Origin of the sequence: Novosphingobium sp., assembly GCF_965228995.1 — a bacterium.
Classification (GTDB): domain Bacteria; phylum Pseudomonadota; class Alphaproteobacteria; order Sphingomonadales; family Sphingomonadaceae; genus Novosphingobium.
The window spans coordinates 3,036,720-3,055,783 of the sequence record NZ_OZ245852.1 but is presented as its reverse complement, the minus strand read 5'-3'; the positions used below and the strand labels follow the sequence as shown (position 1 = coordinate 3,055,783).

At 67.5% G+C, this 19,064-nt stretch carries 17 protein-coding genes; all 17 read left to right on the top strand.

The window, feature by feature from the left end:
* Positions 1–83: 83 nt before the first annotated feature.
* Genes ACO056_RS13905 through ACO056_RS13825 form a run of 17 tightly spaced genes read left to right on the top strand, consistent with a single transcriptional unit; the run spans position 84 to position 19,059 of the window.
* Positions 84–1,238 carry a bile acid:sodium symporter family protein gene (locus ACO056_RS13905; protein ID WP_421847710.1) on the top strand — a complete coding sequence of 385 codons (1,155 nt, stop codon included), beginning with the start codon at positions 84–86 and terminating at the stop codon, positions 1,236–1,238.
* The gene (locus ACO056_RS13900) at positions 1,235–2,569 is read left to right on the top strand and encodes an AtzE family amidohydrolase (protein WP_421847708.1); all 1,335 of its coding nucleotides are present in this window, start codon (positions 1,235–1,237) and stop codon (positions 2,567–2,569) included. Before ACO056_RS13905 ends, ACO056_RS13900 begins: the two co-directional genes overlap by 4 nt.
* Positions 2,566–3,909, top strand: coding sequence for an NCS2 family permease (locus tag ACO056_RS13895; RefSeq protein WP_421847706.1), 1,344 nt, complete (start codon positions 2,566–2,568; stop codon positions 3,907–3,909). Before ACO056_RS13900 ends, ACO056_RS13895 begins: the two co-directional genes overlap by 4 nt.
* Positions 3,909–4,844: a 5'-methylthioadenosine/S-adenosylhomocysteine nucleosidase gene (locus ACO056_RS13890; protein WP_421855516.1), complete on the top strand. Its 936-nt coding sequence runs from the start codon at positions 3,909–3,911 to the stop codon at positions 4,842–4,844. Before ACO056_RS13895 ends, ACO056_RS13890 begins: the two co-directional genes overlap by 1 nt.
* Positions 4,844–6,427 (top strand): gamma-glutamyltransferase family protein, encoded by a 1,584-nt coding sequence (locus ACO056_RS13885; protein WP_421847704.1) that lies wholly within the window; start codon positions 4,844–4,846, stop codon positions 6,425–6,427. The genes ACO056_RS13890 and ACO056_RS13885 overlap by 1 nt, the downstream gene beginning before the upstream one ends.
* Positions 6,421–7,653: an allantoate amidohydrolase gene (locus ACO056_RS13880; RefSeq protein ID WP_421847703.1), complete on the top strand. Its 1,233-nt coding sequence runs from the start codon at positions 6,421–6,423 to the stop codon at positions 7,651–7,653. Before ACO056_RS13885 ends, ACO056_RS13880 begins: the two co-directional genes overlap by 7 nt.
* 43 nt (positions 7,654–7,696) lie before the next feature.
* The gene (locus ACO056_RS13875) at positions 7,697–8,881 is read left to right on the top strand and encodes a pyridoxal-phosphate-dependent aminotransferase family protein (protein WP_421855513.1); all 1,185 of its coding nucleotides are present in this window, start codon (positions 7,697–7,699) and stop codon (positions 8,879–8,881) included.
* Positions 8,878–9,765, top strand: a complete 888-nt coding sequence (gene puuE / locus ACO056_RS13870; protein ID WP_421847701.1) for an allantoinase PuuE — start codon at positions 8,878–8,880, stop codon at positions 9,763–9,765. The genes ACO056_RS13875 and puuE overlap by 4 nt, the downstream gene beginning before the upstream one ends.
* Entirely contained in the window at positions 9,762–10,142 is a 381-nt protein-coding gene (gene hpxZ / locus ACO056_RS13865; protein ID WP_421847699.1) for an oxalurate catabolism protein HpxZ, read from the top strand. The genes puuE and hpxZ overlap by 4 nt, the downstream gene beginning before the upstream one ends.
* Positions 10,139–10,579, top strand: a complete 441-nt coding sequence (gene uraD, locus ACO056_RS13860) for a 2-oxo-4-hydroxy-4-carboxy-5-ureidoimidazoline decarboxylase (RefSeq protein WP_421847697.1) — start codon at positions 10,139–10,141, stop codon at positions 10,577–10,579. The genes hpxZ and uraD overlap by 4 nt, the downstream gene beginning before the upstream one ends.
* A complete protein-coding gene (locus ACO056_RS13855) occupies positions 10,576–11,766 on the top strand; it encodes a urate hydroxylase PuuD (RefSeq protein ID WP_421847695.1) in 1,191 nt (396 codons plus the stop codon). Before uraD ends, ACO056_RS13855 begins: the two co-directional genes overlap by 4 nt.
* Positions 11,766–12,095 (top strand): hydroxyisourate hydrolase, encoded by a 330-nt coding sequence (uraH, locus tag ACO056_RS13850; protein ID WP_421847693.1) that lies wholly within the window; start codon positions 11,766–11,768, stop codon positions 12,093–12,095. The genes ACO056_RS13855 and uraH overlap by 1 nt, the downstream gene beginning before the upstream one ends.
* A gap of 3 nt (positions 12,096–12,098) precedes the next feature.
* Entirely contained in the window at positions 12,099–13,520 is a 1,422-nt protein-coding gene (xdhA, locus tag ACO056_RS13845; RefSeq protein ID WP_421847691.1) for a xanthine dehydrogenase small subunit, read from the top strand.
* Positions 13,520–15,826 (top strand): xanthine dehydrogenase molybdopterin binding subunit, encoded by a 2,307-nt coding sequence (gene xdhB, locus ACO056_RS13840; protein WP_421847689.1) that lies wholly within the window; start codon positions 13,520–13,522, stop codon positions 15,824–15,826. The genes xdhA and xdhB overlap by 1 nt, the downstream gene beginning before the upstream one ends.
* A complete protein-coding gene (gene xdhC / locus ACO056_RS13835; protein WP_421847687.1) occupies positions 15,823–16,764 on the top strand; it encodes a xanthine dehydrogenase accessory protein XdhC in 942 nt (313 codons plus the stop codon). The genes xdhB and xdhC overlap by 4 nt, the downstream gene beginning before the upstream one ends.
* Complete coding sequence (gene guaD, locus ACO056_RS13830; protein ID WP_421847685.1) at positions 16,761–18,062, top strand: guanine deaminase; 1,302 nt, start codon at positions 16,761–16,763, stop codon at positions 18,060–18,062. Before xdhC ends, guaD begins: the two co-directional genes overlap by 4 nt.
* The gene (locus ACO056_RS13825; protein WP_421847683.1) at positions 18,049–19,059 is read left to right on the top strand and encodes an adenosine deaminase; all 1,011 of its coding nucleotides are present in this window, start codon (positions 18,049–18,051) and stop codon (positions 19,057–19,059) included. The genes guaD and ACO056_RS13825 overlap by 14 nt, the downstream gene beginning before the upstream one ends.
* Positions 19,060–19,064 lie beyond the last annotated feature (5 nt).

The following is a 19,064-nucleotide window of genomic DNA, read 5'->3' as shown; positions in this document are numbered from 1 at the left end:
GACGAGCGCGCTATTTTTTGCAACAAACCGTCCGGTTCATTGCGTTGGATCGGTAGGGGTCGGCGCGGCATAGGGACGGGACCATGGCAGCGCGCATCAAATTACCCTCGGTCGATCCGTTCCTCATGTGGCTGGTGGGCTGCGTCGTGGCGGCGAGCGTACTGCCGGCACGCGGGGCCGTGCTGGCGGGCTTTGACATGGCTGCCAATGCGGCAATCGTGCTGCTGTTTTTCCTCCACGGCGCGAAGCTTTCGCGCGAGGCGGTGCTGGCAGGCGTCGGACACTGGCGGCTGCACCTGATGACGCTGGCCTTTACCTTTGTGCTGTTTCCGGTGCTGGGGCTCATAGCCCAAGCGGTGACGGGGAGAGTAATCGATCCAACGCTGGCGATGGGGCTGCTGTTCCTCGCGCTGCTGCCATCGACAGTGCAGAGCTCGATCGCGATGACCGCGATGGCCGGCGGCAATGTCGCGGCGGCAGTGTGCAGCGCTTCGCTGTCCAACCTTATCGGCGTGGTGCTGACGCCGCTGCTGGTCGCGATTTTCATCCACACCGGCAGCGATTCAAGCGGCGGGATGGATGGGCTCGCTTCGGTGGAAAAGATCGCGACGCAGCTGCTGTTGCCCTTCGTGGTGGGGCATCTGCTGCGCCCGCTGATCGGCAAGTGGGTGGATAGCCACAAGAAGCTGCTGCAGCCGGTGGACCGCTCTTCGGTGCTGCTGGTGGTCTATTCGGCGTTCAGCGCGGCGGTGGTCAACGGGGTGTGGCTGCGCGTGGGTCCGTTCGATCTCGCCGTGCTGCTCGCGGCTTCGGCGGCGATGCTGGCGGTGGTGATCGCAGTCAACGGAGTGGCGGCGCGCGCAGCGGGGCTGGCGCGCGAGGATGCGATCGTGCTGCTATTCTGCGGCTCGAAGAAGAGCCTCGTTTCCGGCGTGCCGATGGCGGGGGCGCTGTTTGCCCCGGCGCAAGTGGGCATCGTGATCCTGCCGCTGATGATCTTCCACCAGTTGCAGCTGTTTGTTTGCGCGTGGCTCGCGGGGCGCTGGCGGCGCGAAGGCGAAGCGCTGGCGGCGGCTGCGGCGGCGGCTTCGCTGCCGCCGCAGGATGAAGCAGCGATGTTGGCGCGCGCGGGCGAGATCGGGCTGCCGGTGCCGGAGGAATGCCGCCCGGGGGTGAGCGCCAATCTCGCGCTGCTGACGCGCCATGCGCGGATCGCGCTGGGCGAGGAAAGCGCATGAGATCGGCGACGGATATCGCGGCGGCGGTTCGCGCCGGCCGGGAAAGTGCGGTCTCCGTTGCGGCAGCGGCGCTCGCTGCGCTGCGTGCCGATAGCCACGGCGCAGTGACGCGTCTGCTGGCAGAGCGGGCGATGGCCGAGGCAGCTGAGGTCGATGCCCGGATCGCGCGCGGCGAGGATCCCGGACTGCTCGCGGGCGTGCCTTATGCGGTGAAGGACTTGTTCGACGTTGCGGGCCTGCCAACGACGGCGGGCAGTGCGGCGCGGGCGAAAGGTCCGGCGGCGCGCGTTGATGCCGAGGCGGTGCAGCGGCTGCAGGCGCAGGGCGCGGTGCTTTGCGCGACGCTCAACATGGATGCGTTTGCCTATGGTTTTGCCACGGTGAATGCGGATTACGGGACGACGCGCAATCCGCATGGGGCCACGCGGCTGGCGGGCGGCTCCTCCGGCGGATCGGCAGCGGCGGTGGCGGCGGGGCTGGTGCCGCTTGCGCTGGGATCGGACACCAATGGCTCGGTGCGGGTGCCGGCGAGCCTCTGCGGGCTTTATGGCCTCAGGCCCGCGCGCGGCGATCTGCCGCTGGCGGGGGCATTTCCGTTTGCGGAAAGCTTTGACGAGATCGGCCCGTTTGCGGCCAGTCTCGCTGATCTGACGCTGGTGTGGGACGTGCTGCGCGGCGGTGCGCCCCTGCCTTCGCGCGCGGCGCCGAGGATCGCGCGGCTGGGCGGGCGGTTTCGCGAGAATGCCGATCCGGCGCAGCTCGCCGCCATCGATGCGATTGCGCCGGAGGCTCCGCTGATCGAGTTGCCGGATGTTCCGCGGGCGCGCAGTGCAGCGTTCGTCATCACGGCTTACGAGGGCGGGCACCTGCACCGGGAAGCGCTGTCCGCCGATCCCTTTTTCTATGATCCGGCGGTGCGCGACCGGCTGATCGCGGGAGCCTTGCTGCCGGATGCGTTGTACCGCAAGGCATTGGCCTTCCGCGCGGACTACATCGCGCAGATCGAGGCGCTGGTGGCAGACCATGATGTGCTGCTCGCGCCTTCGGCCCCTTGCACTGCGCCGCTGATTGCGGATCCGATGATCCTGATCGACGGCGAGATGAGCCCGGCGCGGGCGAACCTTGGCATTCATACCCAGCCGATCACTTTCACCGCGCTGCCGGTGCTGGCCATGCCACTGAAGCGGCCGGGGCAATTGCCGCTCGGGCTGCAACTGATCGGGAAGCCCGGCCGCGAAGGCGCGCTGCTGCGGCTGGCGGCAGAGCTTGAAAATAGAAGCATCACCGGCGTGACCATGCCGGCAGGCGCATTTGCGGGGGAAATGACATGACGGGCGAGACGGCAGCTGCGGGAATGCTGGAGGCCCGGTTCAAACTCAGCGAACGCGGCACCGATGTGCGCACCGAAGTGCTGGCGGGGTTCACCACGTTCCTGACGATGGCCTATATCGTGCTTGTTAATCCGGCGATCCTTGGGCAGGCGGGGCTGCCGGTGGCATCGGTCGCGGCGGCGACGTGTTTTGCTGCGGCTTTCGCCTCGATCCTCATGGGCATGGTGGCCAACACGCCGCTGGCGCTCGCGCCGGGGATGGGCCTCAATGCTTACTTCTCCTTTACCGTGGTCCAGCAAATGGGCGTGCCTTGGCCGGTGGCGCTGGGCTGCGTGTTCGTTTCGGGCGTCGCCTTCCTGATCCTGACGCTGACGGGGGTGCGGCAGCTGATCGTTTCGGTCATTCCGCAGCACCTGTTTGCCGCGGTGGCGGGCGGCATCGGCCTGTTCATCGGCTTTATCGGCCTCAAGGACGCGGGCATTGTCGTGGCCAATCCGGCGACGTTTGTGGCGCTGGGCAGCGTGACGCAGCCTGGGCCGGCACTGGCATTGTTTGGCCTCGTGATCATCGGCACGCTTTCGGTGTGGAACGTGCGCGCGGCGATGCTGATCGGGATCGTGCTGACGACGCTGGCGGGCTGGGTCATGGGGCAAGTCCATGCGCCGAGCGAGCCCTATAGCCTTTCGGCGCTGACGGCGACGGCGTTCAAGCTCGATATTCCGGGCGTGTTCGGGCTCTCCGGCAAGGCGGGGCTGGGGCTGCTCGAAATCCTCTTCGTGTTCCTGTTCGTCGATCTGTTCGATAATATCGGGACACTGGTCGCGGTGACCAAGCGCGCCGGGCTGATGGACAAGGACGGCAAGATCCCGGGGCTCAACCGTATCCTGATGACCGATGCCGTGGCGACGATGGTGGGCGCGATGGCGGGGACGTCCACCGTGACCAGCTATGTCGAGAGCGCGGCAGGCGTGCAGGCGGGCGGGCGTACTGGTCTGACGGCGGTCGTCTGCGGGCTGCTGTTCCTGGGGGCCATGTTCGTTGCGCCTTATGCGCAGCTGGTGCCGCTGGCGGCGACGGCGCCCGCGCTGGTGGTGGTGGGCGGGCTGATGCTGCTGCCCTTGACCGAGGTCGACTGGGAGGACCCGATGGCGGCGATCCCGGCGTTCCTGACAGTGGCGATGATCCCGCTGACCTTCTCGATCGCCAATGGCCTTGCCTTCGGGATTACCGCGCACGCTTTCCTCAAGCTGATCAAGGGCGAAGCGGGCACGAAAGACTGGTTTCTCTATACGCTCGCCGCGCTGTTCGTGGCGCGCTTTGCCTGGATGGCTGCGGCATGATGCGCCAACTTTCCAAAGCGCTTTTTCTCGCTTTCGCCGCGCTGCTGGCCGCACCGGTCGCCGCGCAGAAGCTCGATGATACGCCGCGCACTGTGGTGATGACGGCGTTCTATCCCGAGTGGCATTCGCTGGTGCCCACGATCAAGGATGCGCACGAGCATACGATCAACGGCAGCACCTTCCTGACGGGAACGCTGGAAGGCAAACCCGTGGTGCTGATGCAGAGCGGGGTCAGCGTGGTGAACGCGGCCATGAGCACGCAAGTCGTGCTTGACCGGTTCAATGTGAAGCGCATCGTCTTTTCGGGGATCGCGGGGGGCGTCGATCCGGCGCTTTCCATCGGCGATGTCGTGGTGCCGGAGAACTGGGGCCAGTATCTCGAAGGCTCGTTCGCGCGGATGACGAAACGCGGTTGGGTGGCGCCGGACAAAGGCGATGCGCAATCGCCTGCAAACTGGAACTTCCTCTTCCCGCGCGGCACGCTGATCACGGCGCCCGGTGCGCCGATGAAGCGGGTCTACCGGATCCCGGTCGATGCCGATCTGCTGGCGCTGGCGAAGAAAGTGGTGGCGGGGATCACGCTTGAGCGCTGCGTGCCGCCTTCGGACAAGATGCGGCCCGGATCGGCGCTGTGCCTGCCGCGCACGCCCAAGGTCATGGTCGGCGGGACGGGTGTGACGGCGGGTATCTATGCCGACAACGCGGCGTTTCGCGTCTACCTTCAAAAGGCGTGGAAGGCGCGAGTGCTCGATATGGAAAGCGCCGCGGTGATGCAGGTGGCGATGAGCAATGCGGTGCCGGCCATCGTGTTCCGCAGCCTCTCCGACCTTGCCGGCGGGGACAAGCACAAGAACATGGAATATACCTTCGAGCATCTCGCCTCGGCCAATTCGGCGCATGTGGTGCGGGCGTTCGTTGCGGCGCTGCCTGATTGATGGCGCTCATGACTGTTTCAGGCCGCAACGGCATGGTGACTGCGCCGCATTACCTTGCGGCGGAGGCGGGGCTTTCCGTGCTGCGCGATGGCGGCAATGCGGTCGAGGCGACGGTGGCCGTCGCAGCGTGTCTGGCGGTGGTCTATCCGCATATGACCGGGATCGGCGGCGACGGGTTCTGGGTCATCCATGAGCCGGGCGGCGCAGTGCATGGCATCCACGGCTGCGGCGGGGCGGCGGGCGCGGTTTCGCGCGAGATGTATGCCGGGCTGGAGGCGGTGCCGTTTCGTGGGCCGCTGGCGGCGAATACGGTCGCGGGGACGATTTCTGGCTGGGCGGCGGTGCTGGAGACGGCGGGCGGGTCTTTGCCACTGGAGCGACTGCTGCGCGATGCGATTGCGCATGCGGAGGCCGGGGTCGCGGTGACGGCAGGGCAGGCGGCGATTGCGGCCGCCAAGGGGCCTGAACTGCGCGCGCAGCCGGGGGCTTATGCGGCGACTTTCGAGCCTGAGGGACGACCTCTGCAAGAGGGCGATGTGCTGCGGCAGCCGGCGCTGGCGGAGACCTTGCGGCGATTGTGCGGTGAGGGGCCCGCAAGCTTCTATACCGGTGCGCTGGCGGCGGACATCGCGGCGGATCTGGCCGCGCTGGGCAGCCCGGTATCGGCAGCGGATCTGGCGGCGCATCAGGCGTTTCGGCCTGAGCCGCTGACGGTGCGGATCAAGGGCGCGCGGCTGTGGAACAGCGCGCCGCCGACGCAAGGGGCGGCTTCGCTCTTGATCCTGGCGCTGTTCGACCGGTTGGCGGCGGACGCGGCGGACGGGTTCGACCATGTCCACGGGCTGGTCGAGGCGACCAAACAGGCGTTTCTGCTGCGCGACAGGCATATGGGCGATCCGGCGTTCGACGGGTTCGACTGGCAGGCGCTGCTCGATGATGCGGCGGCACTGGATGGGCTGGCGGCGCGGATCGATCCGGCACAAGCCCTGCCGTGGCCGCAGCCGCCGCAGTGGGGCGATACCTGCTGGTTCGGCGCGGCGGACGGCGGGGGGCGCGTGGTGAGCGCGATCCAGTCGACCTATTTCGAGTTCGGCTCGGGGCTGGTGCTGCCTAAAACGGGGATCACCTGGCAGAACCGGGGCAGCAGCTTCCGGCTGGCGGAAAGCGGCTGGAACGCGCTGAAGCCGCACCGCAAGCCATTCCACACGCTCAACCCGGCGCTGGCGCGCTTCGATGACGGGCGCGTGATGGCCTACGGGACGATGGGCGGGGAGGGGCAGCCGCAGACGCAGGCGGCGCTGTTTACCCGCTATGACCGGTTCGGTGCCGACTTGCAGGCCGCGATCAGCGCGCCGCGCTGGTTGCTGGGGCGGACCTGGGGCGATCAATCGACCACGCTCAAACTGGAGGACGGCTTTGCGCCGGAACTCTACGCGGCGCTCGAAGCGGCGGGCCATGCGGTCGAGCGCGTCGGTCCGCTGACGGCGACGATGGGCCATGCCGGCGCGATTGTGCGCCACGCTGACGGGCAGCTCGATGGCGCGACCGATCCGCGCAGCGATGGGGGCGTGGCGGCATGGTAGCGGGCGGCGCCCGGGCCGTTGCACGCTGCGATGCGCTGGCGCTGCCGCCGTTCAGCGACAGCGCGGACGGGCTAACGCGGACTTATCTTTCGCCCGCCTATCATGCGGCGCAGGAGCAGCTTGCGATCTGGATGGCCGAGGCAGGCATGGCCGTGCGGCGCGATGCGGCGGCGAACCTGATCGGGCGTTATGAGGCGCGCGTGCCCGGCGCACCGGCGCTGGTGATCGGGAGCCATATCGACAGCGTGCGCAATGCGGGCCGCTATGATGGGCCGCTCGGCGTCACGCTGGGGATCGAGGCCGTGGCGGCGCTGGCTGCCAGCGGAACACGGCTGCCGTTTGCGGTCGAGGTCTATGCCTTTGGTGACGAGGAAGGCTCGCGCTTTCCCGCTGCGATGCTGACCAGCCGGGCGGTGGCGGGAACGCTTGATCCCGCCGCGCTGGAAGTGGCGGACCGCGACGGGGTGGCGCTGGGAGAACTGCTCGATCTCGCCGCCTATCCTTCCGCCGCGCGGGCTGCAGGTGAGGTGCTGGCCTATCTTGAAGCGCATATCGAGCAGGGGCCGGTGCTGGAGGCTGAGGGCCTTGCGCTTGGTACGGTGACCGGGATTGCGGCGCAGCTGCGGTTTGAAATCGGGATCGCGGGGACAGCGGGCCATGCCGGGACCACCGCGATGGGCCTGCGCCGCGATGCCGTGGCCGGGATGGCCGAGATGGTTCTCGCAGCAGAGGACGTCGCGACGGCCGGGCCGGCCGATCTGGTCGCCACAGTCGGCGTGGTGGAGGTGCCTTCTGGTGCGGCCAATGTGATTGCAGGGCGCAGCCGGTTCACGCTCGACGTGCGGGCCGGTGATGCGCGCTTGCGGGACCGCGCTGCGGAGGAAGTGCTGCGGCGGTTCCGCGAAATTGCCGGGCGGCGCGATTTGGGTCTTTCGGTGCGGCAGGTCCATGACTTGCCGGCGAGCCCGTGTGACCCGGGGCTGATGGACCTGCTCGATGCGGCGACCGAGGCAGCGGGGCACCGCCCTTTCCGGCTCGTTTCGGGCGCTGGGCACGATGCGATGAACATGGCGGCGCTGTGCCCCACCGCCATGCTGTTCCTGCGCTGCAGGGGCGGAGTGAGCCACAATCCGGCCGAACATGTCGAACCCGCGGATGCCGAGGCGGCGCTTGCGGTCATGTCCGGCTTTATCAGCCAATTGGGAGCGAAACGTGAACCCGCTTGATCCCACCTTGTTCGGCGAGATCGATCCGCCGCAGCGCCTGCTGATGGGGCCGGGGCCGGTCAATGCGCACCCGCGCGTACTGCGCGCAATGGCGGCGGACCTGCTCGGCCAGTTCGATCCGGAGATGACCGGGTTCATGAACCAGGTCATGGCGCTCTATCGCCCGGTGTTCGGCACCGAGAACCGCTGGACCATGCTGATCGATGGCACCGCGCGCGCTGCGATCGAGGCCTCGCTCGTCAGCCTGGTCGAGCCGGGCGATACGGTGCTGGTGGTCAATTTCGGGCGCTTCGGGCTGCTGCTGACGGAAATCCTGACCCGGATCGGCGCGAATATCGAGACGGTGAGCGCGCCCTGGGGCGAAGTCGTGCCGCTGGAGGCGATTGCGGGGGCGATCGAGCGGTTCGGACCGAAGGTTGTCGCCACCGTGCACGGCGATACTTCGACGACCATGGCGCAGCCGCTCGAGGGGCTGGGCGCGTTGTGCAAGGCGGCGGGAGCCTATGCCTATGTCGATGCCTGCGCGACGCTGGGGGGCATGGAGATCGCGGCGGATCGCTGGGGCGTCGACGTGGTGACGGGGGGGCTGCAGAAGTGCCTTGGCGGGCCTTCGGGCTCGGCGCCGATCACGATTTCGGACCGCGCGGCGGAGCGCATCTTTGCGCGGCGGCATGTCGAGCAGGGCATCCGGCGTGCAGATATTGCGGATGGGGCGGGGCCGCGCATTCCGTCCAACTATTTCGATCTCGCGATGATCATGGACTACTGGTCCGAGAAGCGGCTCAACCACCATACCGAGGCGACTTCGATGCTCTATGCCGCGCGCGAATGTGCGCGAGTGGCGCTGGGCGAGGGGCTGGACAAGCGCTTTGCCCGGCACCGCAAGGCGGGCGCGGCGATGACTGCGGGTGTTCGCGCGATGGGCCTCACCGTGTTTGGCGATGACGCCTACCGGATGACCAATGTGACGGGTGTGCATATCCCCGCAGGCATCGATGGCGAAGCGATCCGCACGGCGATGCGCAATCATTTCGAGATCGAGATCGGCACCGCGTTCGGGCCGCTGCAGGGCAAGGTCTGGCGGCTCGGCGCGATGGGCTACAATGCGATGAAGCACAAAGTGCTGCTGACTTTGGGCGCGCTTGAGGCGTGTCTGACGGCGGCGGGACATGCGGTTCCGCTGGGCGCTGCGGTGCCAGCAGCCCTGGCAGCGTGGGAAGCGGCATGACCCTCCCTCGCGACCTCGTCGGCTATGGCGCGAAGCCGCCTGAAGCGCGCTGGCCGGGCGGGGCGAAAATCGCTGTGCAGTTCGTCATCAATTACGAGGAAGGCGCTGAGAATTCGGTCCTCAATGGGGACAAGGGCAGCGAAGCATTCCTTTCGGAAATGGTCGGCGCGGCGAGCCATCCGGCGCGGGCAATGGCGATGGAAAGCCTCTACGAATACGGCAGCCGCGCCGGGTTCTGGCGGCTGCACCGGCTGTTTGCCGAGCGGGGTGTGCCGGTCACGGTGTTCGGCGTGGCGGCAGCGATGGCGGCCAACCCGGCGGCGGTTGAGGCGATGCTGGCGGCGGACTGGGAAGTGGCGAGCCACGGTTATCGCTGGATCGATTACCAGTATGTGCCGGAGGACGTGGAACGCGAGCATATTGCCAAGGCGATTGCGCTGCACACCGAACTGACCGGCGCGCGGCCGCTGGGCTGGTATCAGGGGCGGACGTCGCCCAACACGGCGCGGCTGGTGGTTGAGGAAGGCGGCTTTCTCTACGATGCGGACAGCTATGCCGATGACGTGCCCTACTGGGACCGGCGGCACGGCAAGCCGCAATTGATCGTGCCCTATTCGCTCGATGCCAATGACATGAAGATCGTGGCGCTCAACGGATTTACCGAGGGCGAGCAGTTTTTCAGATACTTGCACGATACCTTTGAGCAACTGCGCGAGGAAGGCGGGCGGATGATGTCGGTCGGCCTCCATGGGCGGATTGCCGGGCGGCCGGGGCGGGCGCGGGCAGTGGCGCGGTTCGTCGATCACGTGATCGCGAGCGGGGATGCGTGGATCGCGCGGCGGATCGACATTGCGCGGCATTGGGCGGCGGAGCATCCCGCATGATCCTCAACGATCCGGTCCTGCTCGCCGAAGTGACGGCGGCTTTTGCCGAATACGAGCGCGCGCTGATGTCGGACGATCTGCCTGCCATGGACGCGCTGTTTCATGATGCGCCGACGACCAACCGGTTCGGCGTGGGTGAGGTGCTGTGGGGGATCGAAGCGATCCGCGAGTTTCGCAAAGGGCGCGGCGGTTCGCCGCAGCGGCGGCTGGGGCATGTCGCGATCACGGTTTATGGGGACAGTTTCGCCACGGCTGATGCGGAGTTTTTCCGCGAGGGCAGCGAGCGGCGCGGGCGTCAGAGCCAGGCCTGGGTCAGGTTTGCGGAGGGCTGGAAGGTCGTTTCCGCGCATGTCAGCCTCGAAGGAGCAGCCTCGTGACGGCGCTGTTCGAACATAGTCCGTGGGTCGAGGCGCGGGCGGATGCCTCGCCTTCGAGCGGGGACCGGCACGCGGACCTGATGGCGGTTGTCAATGCGGCGCGCCCGGAGGAGCAGCTGGCCCTGATCCGCGCGCACCCGGAGCTTGCCGGCAAGGCGGCGATTGACCGGACGCTGACCGAAGCTTCAGCCGCGGAGCAGGCGAGCGCAGGGCTGGACCGGCTTAGCGAGGAAGAATTCGCGCGGTTCCATGCGCTCAACGCGGCCTACCGGGAGAAATTCGGCTTTCCGTTCATCATCTGCGTGCGGCTGATGGACAAGGCCGGGATCCTGAGCGCGATGGAAGCCAGGCTGGCGCATGATCGGGATACCGAAATCGCGACAGCCATCGCGCAAATCGGCGAGATCGTTCGCCTCAGGTTGGAGGATGCGCGGTGAACCTGGCCATCAGCATCGACCTTGGCGAGTGGCTGAATCTGGCGATTCGCTGGTTTCACCTGACTGCGGGCATCGCGTGGATCGGTTCCTCGTTCTATTTCGTGTGGCTCGACAACCATCTGGTGCCGCCCAAATCCGGTGAGGCCTCCGGAGAGGTCTGGTCCGTCCATGGCGGCGGGTTCTACCACAAGCAGAAGTATCAGGTCGCGCCCGCGCAGATGCCGGAGGACCTGCACTGGTTCATGTGGGAGGCCTATACCACGTGGATTACCGGCTTTTTGCTGCTGGTGCTGGTCTACTGGGTGGGTGCGGCGAGCTTCCTGATCGATCCGGCCAAGGCGGCGATGACGCCGCTGCAAGCCTCGGGGATCGGGGCGGCGGCGCTGGTTGGCGGATGGCTGGTCTATGACGGGCTGTGTCGTTCGGCGCTGGGGCGCGATGATCGGGTGCTCGGCGCGGCGTGGTATGCGGTGCTGGTCGCCGCGGCCTGGGGGCTGTGCCAGATTTTCAGCGCACGCGGGGCTTACCTGCATGTCGGCGCGATCATCGGGACGGCGATGGTCGGGAACGTGTTTTTCGTGATCATCCCCAACCAGCGCAAGGTGGTGGCCGCGCTGATGAAGGGCGACGTGCCCGATCCGGCGCTGGGCAAGGCGGCGAAGGCGCGTTCGCTGCACAACAATTACATGACCCTGCCGGTGCTGTTCGTGATGATCAGCCACCACTACGCGATGACCTTCGGCGCGGAGCGGCCCTGGCTGGTGCTCGCGCTGCTGGGAGCGACCGGTGTGGCGGTGCGGCACGTGTTCAACTTGCGGCACCGGGGGCAGCCGAAGGGGCGTGCGATACTGACCGCGGCGGTGCTGGCGCTGGTGAGCGTGACGTATGTTTCGGCAGAAAAGGCGGGCGCGGTGCGGCCGGCAGGCGGCTCGGCGGATTGGGCGAGCGTCCAGCCGATCTTCGCGAAGCACTGCGCGGCCTGCCATGCCGAGAAGCCGACCAGCGATCTCGTCACCGCGCCGCCGCTGGGGGTGATGCTCGATAGCCACGAACATGCCCGCCAGTTCGCGGCGCGAGTGAAGAAAGTGGCGGTCGACGCCGAGATCATGCCGCTGGGCAACACGACCGGGATGACCAAGGCCGAGCGCGAGACGCTGGGCCGCTGGATCGAGGCAGGAGCACCCTGATGACCACGCTTTCGACCCATGTGCTCGATACCATGCAGGGCAGGCCTGCAGCGGGGATGCAGCTGTGGCTGGAGGATGCCAACGGCGAGGCGCTGTTTGCGGGCGAGACCAACGCGGACGGCCGCTGTCCCGGCCTGCCGGAACTGGCACCGGGCCGCTATGCACTGGCCTTTGCGGTGGCGGAATACTTCGCCGGTGAAGGCGTCGCGCAGCCCGATCCGCCATTTCTGGGCGATGTGCGGATCGCGTTCGGGATCTCGGACGATGGACACTATCATGTGCCTTTGCTCGTCTCGCCGTTTGCCTATTCGACGTATCGGGGGAGCTGAGCCGTGACGGTGCGCTTCCTGCTTGATGGCGCAGTGGTGGAGCTGGCGGCGCCCGATCCGACAGGCACGCTGCTCGAGACCTTGCGCGGGCCGCTGCGGCGGATGGGTACCAAGGAAGGCTGCGCAGAAGGCGATTGCGGGGCCTGCACGGTGCTGGTGGGCGAGGCTGTGGATGGCAAAGTGCAGTGGCGCGCGGTCAATGCCTGCATCCTGTTTTTGCCAATGGTGCATGGCAAGGCGGTGATGACGGTGGAGAGCCTTGCGCCGGGCGGGCGCCTCGGTCCGCTGCAAGCGTGCATGGCGGCGAACGGCAGCTCGCAATGCGGGTTTTGCACGCCGGGCTTCGTGATGTCGCTCCATGGGCGGGCGATCGGCGCGCTGGGCAGCGAATTGCCGGTGGCGGATGCGATTGCGGGGAACTTGTGCCGCTGCACCGGGTATGGCCCGATCCTTGAAGCCGGTCAGGCGGTGCCGAGGGTGGCGCAGGACGATGGCGCGGCGCTCGCGGGGTTGGACGGGCTCGCCGGGGATGCCATGGCCAGCGGTGTTTTCGAGGGTCGGCAGTGGTTTGTGCCGCGTTCTTCGGACGAGCTGGCGGATGTGCTGGCGGCGCATCCGGAAGCGCGGATTATCGCCGGGGCGACCGATGTGGGCCTGTGGGTGACGAAGGGGCTGCGTGATCTCGAACAGGTGGTGTTCCTCGGCGATGTGGCGGACCTCAAGGCCATCGAGGAGACGGCGGAGGGGCTGCGGATCGGCGCAGGCGTGCGCTATGCCGAGGTGCATGGGGCGTTTGAACGGTTGCACCCGGATCTTGGTGAACTGGTGCGGCGGATCGGGGGCCTGCAGGTGCGGTCTTCCGCGACGGTCTGCGGCAATATCGCCAATGGCTCGCCGATCGGGGATGGGCCGCCGGCGCTGATCGCGCTGGGGGCGCAGCTGACACTGCGCTCGGCTTCGGGGCGGCGGACGATGCCGCTGGAGGAGTATTTCCAGGGTTACGGGAAGCAGGACCGGCGAGCGGGGGAATTTGTCGAGAGCGTGTTCGTGCCGCGTCCCGGTGCGAACAGTGTTGTGCATGTTTCCAAGCTTTCGCGGCGGTTTGATAGTGATATCTCGGCGGTTCTCGGAGCCTTTGCGCTGACGGTGGAGGCGGGTGCGATTACCGCTGCGAGAGTGGCGTTCGGCGGCATGGCAGCGACACCGCGCCGGGCGGCCGGGTGCGAGGCGGCGCTGGTCGGTCAGCCCTTTGCGGAAAGCGCGATTGCGGCGGCGGCTGAGGCGCTGAAGCGGGATTTCAGCCCGCTGAGCGACGTGCGCGGGAGCGCGGCCTACCGGATCGAGGCAGCTTCGGCCTTGCTGTGGCGGCTGTGGCACCGCGAGCAGGGCGTGGGCGTTTCAGTGCTCGATGTGGAGCCCTGCTGATGGCGGAGAGCAATCCGCTCTGGCCCGAAGCCGCGATGCCGGCGCTGCCGCATGACAGCGCGCATCTGCATGTGGCGGGGTTGGCGCGCTATGTCGATGACGAGCCGGAGCTGCCGGGCACGCTGCACCTGGCCTTCGGGCTTTCGAGCGAGGCGCGGGCGCGGATCGTGGGGCTGGATCTGGATGCCGTGCGGGCGTTTCCCGGGGTCGTCGCGGTCTATACGGCGGCGGATACTCCGGGCGAGAACAATGTCGGCCCGATCGCGCATGACGACCGCGTGCTCGCGGATGGCGAAGTCGTAAGCCATGGCCAGCCGGTCTATCTGGTGGCAGCGGAAACGCGGGCTTCGGCGCGCAAGGCGGCGCGGCTGGGGCGAGTGACGTATGAGCCGCTGGAGCCGGCCATCACCGTGGAGCAGGCGCGCGCGGCGGGCCAGCGGATCGAGGCGGACCAACGCATGGCGCGGGGCGACGCCGAGGCGGCGCTGGTGGCGGCGGAGCATCGCCTGGCGGGTTCGCTGCGGATAGGGGCGCAAGATCATTTCTATCTGGAGGGGCAGGTCGCCCATGCCCGCCCCGGCGAGGACGGGCAGATCCATGTCGTATCCTCGAGCCAGCATCCGAGCGAGGTACAGCATCTTGTGGCGCATCTGCTGGGGAGACCGAGCGCTGACGTCACCGTGGAAGTACGGCGGATGGGCGGGGCATTCGGCGGCAAGGAAAGCCAGGCCGCGCTGTTTGCCGCTGCGGCTGCGCTGGTGGTGCATCATACAGGGCGGCCAGCGAAGTTCCGCTGCGACCGCGATGACGACATGATCGTGACCGGCAAGCGGCATGATTTCGAAGTGGACTACGAGGTTGGCCACGATGCCGAGGGGCGGCTAGGCGGGGTCAAGCTGCGGTTCGGCGGGCGCTGCGGGGCGACGATGGACCTCTCGCCCGGGATCAACGACCGGACGATGTTCCATGCGGACAACTGCTACTTCCTGCCGGAGGTCGAGATCCTGTCCGAACGGCTGAAGACCAACACGGTTTCGGCGACGGCGTTCCGGGGCTTTGGCGGTCCGCAGGGGATGCTGGCGATCGAGCGGGTGTGCGATCATGTGGCGGCGCGGCTGGGGCTTGATCCGCTCGATGTGCGCATCCGCAATCTCTATGGGCCGGGGCGCGAGCTGACGCCCTATGGCATGACAATCGAAGACAACATCGCCCCGCAAATTATAGCCCAGTTGCGGGAAACTGCGCGCTATGACGCGCGGCGCGAGAGCATTGCGGCGTTCAATGCGGGCTCTCCGGTGCTCAAGAAGGGCATCGCGCTGACGCCGGTGAAATTCGGCATCAGCTTTACGACGACGCACCTCAATCAGGCGGGCGCGCTGGTGCACGTCTATGCGGACGGTTCGATCCAGGCGAACCACGGCGGGACCGAGATGGGGCAGGGGCTGCACATCAAGATCGCGCAGATCGTGGCCGATGTGTTCGGGGTGAGCGCGGATACGGTGCGGATCACGGCGACGCGGACCGACAAGGTACCCAACACTTCGGCGACGGCGGCCAGTTCGGGGGCGGACCTCAACGGCATGGCGGCGTGGCACGCTGCCATGGCGATCCGGACGCGGATGGCGGACTTTCTGGCCGGGGTGTTCGGCTGCGCGGCGGATGACGTGCGGTTTACGCCCGGCGGCGTGATTGCGGGCGAGGCGCAGCTTTCGTTTGCCGAGGCGGCGCGCAAAGCCTGGCTGGGGCGGATTTCGCTCTCGTCCACCGGGTTCTACGCGACGCCGGAGATCGAGTATGACCGTGCCTCGCATCGGGGGCGGCCGTTCTACTATTTCGCCTATGGTGCGGCGGTTTCGGAAGTGGTGCTCGATACGCTGACGGGCGAGCACAAGGTGCTGGCGGTTGATATTCTCCATGATGTGGGCCGCTCGCTCAATCCCGCCATTGATCGGGGGCAGATCGAGGGCGGCTTCGTGCAGGGGCAGGGCTGGCTGACGACCGAAGTGGTCGAGTGGGATGCCAAGGGCCGGCTGCTCAACCATTCGCCTGCGACTTACAAAGTGCCGACAGCTTCGGACCGGCCCAAGCGGATGCGGATCGACTTGTGGGACGGCGCGAATGACAAGCCGACGATCCACCGCTCCAAGGCGGTGGGCGAGCCGCCGCTGATGCTCGCCAATTCGGTGTTCTGCGCGATATCGGCCGCGATTGCGGCGACCGCGCCCGAAGTGCGTGAGCTTCCGCAGCTCGATGCGCCGGCGACGCCCGAGGCCGTGCTGCGCGCGCTTGCGGGGATGCGGGCGTGACGGGCTGGCTCGACGATCTGGCACGGCTGGCGGCGGCCGGGCCGGTCGCGATGGTGAGCGTGCTGGCGACCGAAGGCTCCGCGCCGCGCGGGGCGGGCACGCGCATGCTGGTGACGATGGACGGCCTTGCCGGCACGATTGGCGGCGGGGCGCTCGAGTTTCGCGCAGTGGAGCAGGCACGCAGCGTGCTGGACCATGCGCCGGGAACCTGGCGAGTGCAGGACTATCCGCTGGGGCCAATGCTGGGGCAATGCTGCGGCGGGCGGGTGCGGCTGCTGGTGGAACATGTGGACCGGGACACGCTGAGCTGGCAGGCGGAAGCGAGCGAGGGCCGCGTGCTGGTCAGCGTGCTGCGCGAGCGGGGGATCGAGCGGCGGGTGACCGATGGGCCGGCGGCTTCGCTCTCGGCGCGGGGGGACAAACCGCGCGAGGGTTCGCGGCTCGCCGAAGTGATCGGGGGCTTCCGGCGGCCACTCTATCTGTTTGGCGCGGGGCATGTCGGGCAGGCGATTGCGCGCCATGTCGATGGGCTGCCTATCCGGCTCGCGTGGTTCGATACGCGGCCGGTGTTCGAGATGATTGCGGGCGTGACGGTGGTGCCGGAAAGCGCGGCCGAACAATGCGTCGTGGAAGCGCCGGATGAGGCGGCGCTGGTGATCCTCACGCATGACCACGCGCTCGATTACCGGCTGACTCTGGCGGCGCTGCGGCGGTCTCCGCTCGCGTTCACGGGGCTGATCGGATCGCAGACCAAGCGGGCGCGGTTTCTGGCGCGGCTGGAGCGGGACGGGGCTTCGGCGGAGGCGCGGGGGCGGCTCACTTGTCCGATTGGCCTGCCCGGCGTGACGGGGAAGGAGCCTGATGTGATCGCCGTCGCCCTGCTGGCGCAGCTGCTGCAATTGCCACCGGTGGCCGCGGTGCGGGCTGTGGCGGCATGACGCTGCATGGCTTTCGCGGCGAGATACTCAGCCTCTCGCATGATCCGGCGGAAGCGCCCGATGCGGTGCGCCATGAAGCGGACGGGCTGCTGGTGGTGGAAGCCGGACGCGTGCTGGCACGGGGGCCGTTTGCCGATGTGGCGCCGCGCTTTCCAGGGCTGGTGGTGGAGCGATTGGACGGGCTGATCGTGCCCGGCTTCATCGACGCGCATGTGCATTATCCGCAATTGGGCCGGATCGCGAGCCATGGCGAGCAACTGCTCGACTGGCTGGAGCGGCACATCTTTCCGGCGGAGAAGGCCTTTGCCGATCCTGTCCACGCGGCGAGCGTGGCGGAGGCGTTTCTGGACGAGCTGCTGCGGCACGGGACGACGAGTGCGCTGGTGTTCGGGACGGTTCATGCGGCTTCGGTCGAGGCGTTCTTTGCGGCGGCGGAAGCGCGGAGCCTGCGCATGGTTTGCGGCAAGGTACTGATGGATCTGGGGCCGGACGGTTTGCGTGACACGGTGGAAGAGGCGAAGGCCGAGAGCGAGGCGCTGATCGCGAAGTGGCATGGGCACGCCCGTCTGGGTTATGCGGTGACGCCGCGCTTCGCGCTGACGTCGAGCGATGAACAGCTGGCGATGGCGGGCGAATTGCTCGCCGCGCATCCCGGCGTGCTGCTCCACACGCATCTGGCCGAGAATACCGTGGAGATCGCCGAAGTGGCAGCGCGGTTTACCGAGGCAGTCGATTATCTCGATGCCTATGACCGGTTTGGCCTGGTGACGGACCGTTCGGTGTTTGCGCATGGGGTGCATCTGCCGGACCGGTCCTGCGCTCGGCTCGCGGAGACGGGCGCGGGGATTGCGGTGTGCCCGAGTTCCAACTTCTTTCTGGGCTCGGGCATGTTCGATTTTGCGCAGGCCGAGCGGCATCGGGTAAGGCTGGGGCTGGGCTCGGATATCGGGGCGGGAACATCGCTTTCGCTGCTGCATAACGGCGGCCTTGCCTATCAGGCGGGGCTGCCGGGGGGGTATGTGCTCGATCCCTTCCGCGCGCTGTGGCTGGCGACGGGGGGCTCGGCGCGGCTGCTTCATATCGACCGGGACGTTGGCATGCTGGCTGAAGGGCAGGAAGCCGATTTCGCGGTGCTCGATGATGCGGCAACGCCGCTGATGGCGCGGCGCATGGCGGGGGCAACGCTGGCGGAGCGGCTGTTTGCGCTGCAGGTGCTGGGTGATGACCGGGCGGTGCGGCGGACCTATGTGCTGGGGCACTGCGCATGGAACAAGGAGGCCGGGCATGGACGCGCTTGAGGACTTTATCCGGCGGCTGCCCAAGGCCGAACTGCACCTTCACATCGAGGGAAGCCTCGAGCCCGAGCTGATGTTCGCGCTCGCCGAGCGCAACGGGATCAGCATTCCCTATGCGAGCGTCGAGGACGTGCGCGCGGCTTATGCATTTTCCAACCTGCAGGACTTCCTCGACATCTACTATGCGGGCGCGGGGGTGCTGCAAACCGAGGCGGATTTCCGCGATCTCGCCATGGCTTATTTCGAGCGGGCAGCGGCGGACGGCGTGGTCCATGCCGAGATCATGTTCGATCCGCAGACCCACACTGACCGGGGCATTACCTTCGGCACGGTGATCGAAGGGCTGCTGGCGGCGATGGCCGAAGCAGAGGGACGGCTGGGGATCACCTCGGCGCTGATCATGAGCTTTTTGCGGCATCTTTCGGAAGAGGCAGCGTTCGAGACCTTGACCATGGCCGAGCCCTGGCTGGAGCGGATTGCGGCGGTCGGGCTCGATTCAAGCGAGTTGGGGCATCCGCCGAGCAAGTTCGCGCGCGTATTCGCGGCGGCGCGGGCAAAGGGGCTGAGGCTGACTGCGCATGCGGGGGAGGAGGGGCCTCCGGACTACGTCTACGAAGCGCTCGATGTGCTGGCGGTCGACCGGATCGACCATGGCAACCGCGCGCTGGAGGATGAGGCGCTGGTGGCGCGGCTGGCGCGCGAGGGGATGACGCTGACGGTCTGCCCGCTTTCCAATCTCAAGCTGTGCGTGGTCAACGATCTCGCCGCGCATCCCATCGGCCGGATGCTGGCGACGGGGCTGAAGGCGACGGTCAACTCGGACGATCCGGCCTATTTCGGCGGCTATGTGGCGGAGAATTACCGCGCGGTGGCCGAGGCGCGGGGGCTGTCGCGAGCGGATCTGGTCCAACTGGCGCGTAACAGTTTTACCGGCTCCTTCTTGCTGCCCGAAGACGCGGCGCGGCATCTGGCGGCGATTGATGCTGTTGCAGGCAGCTAAAACAC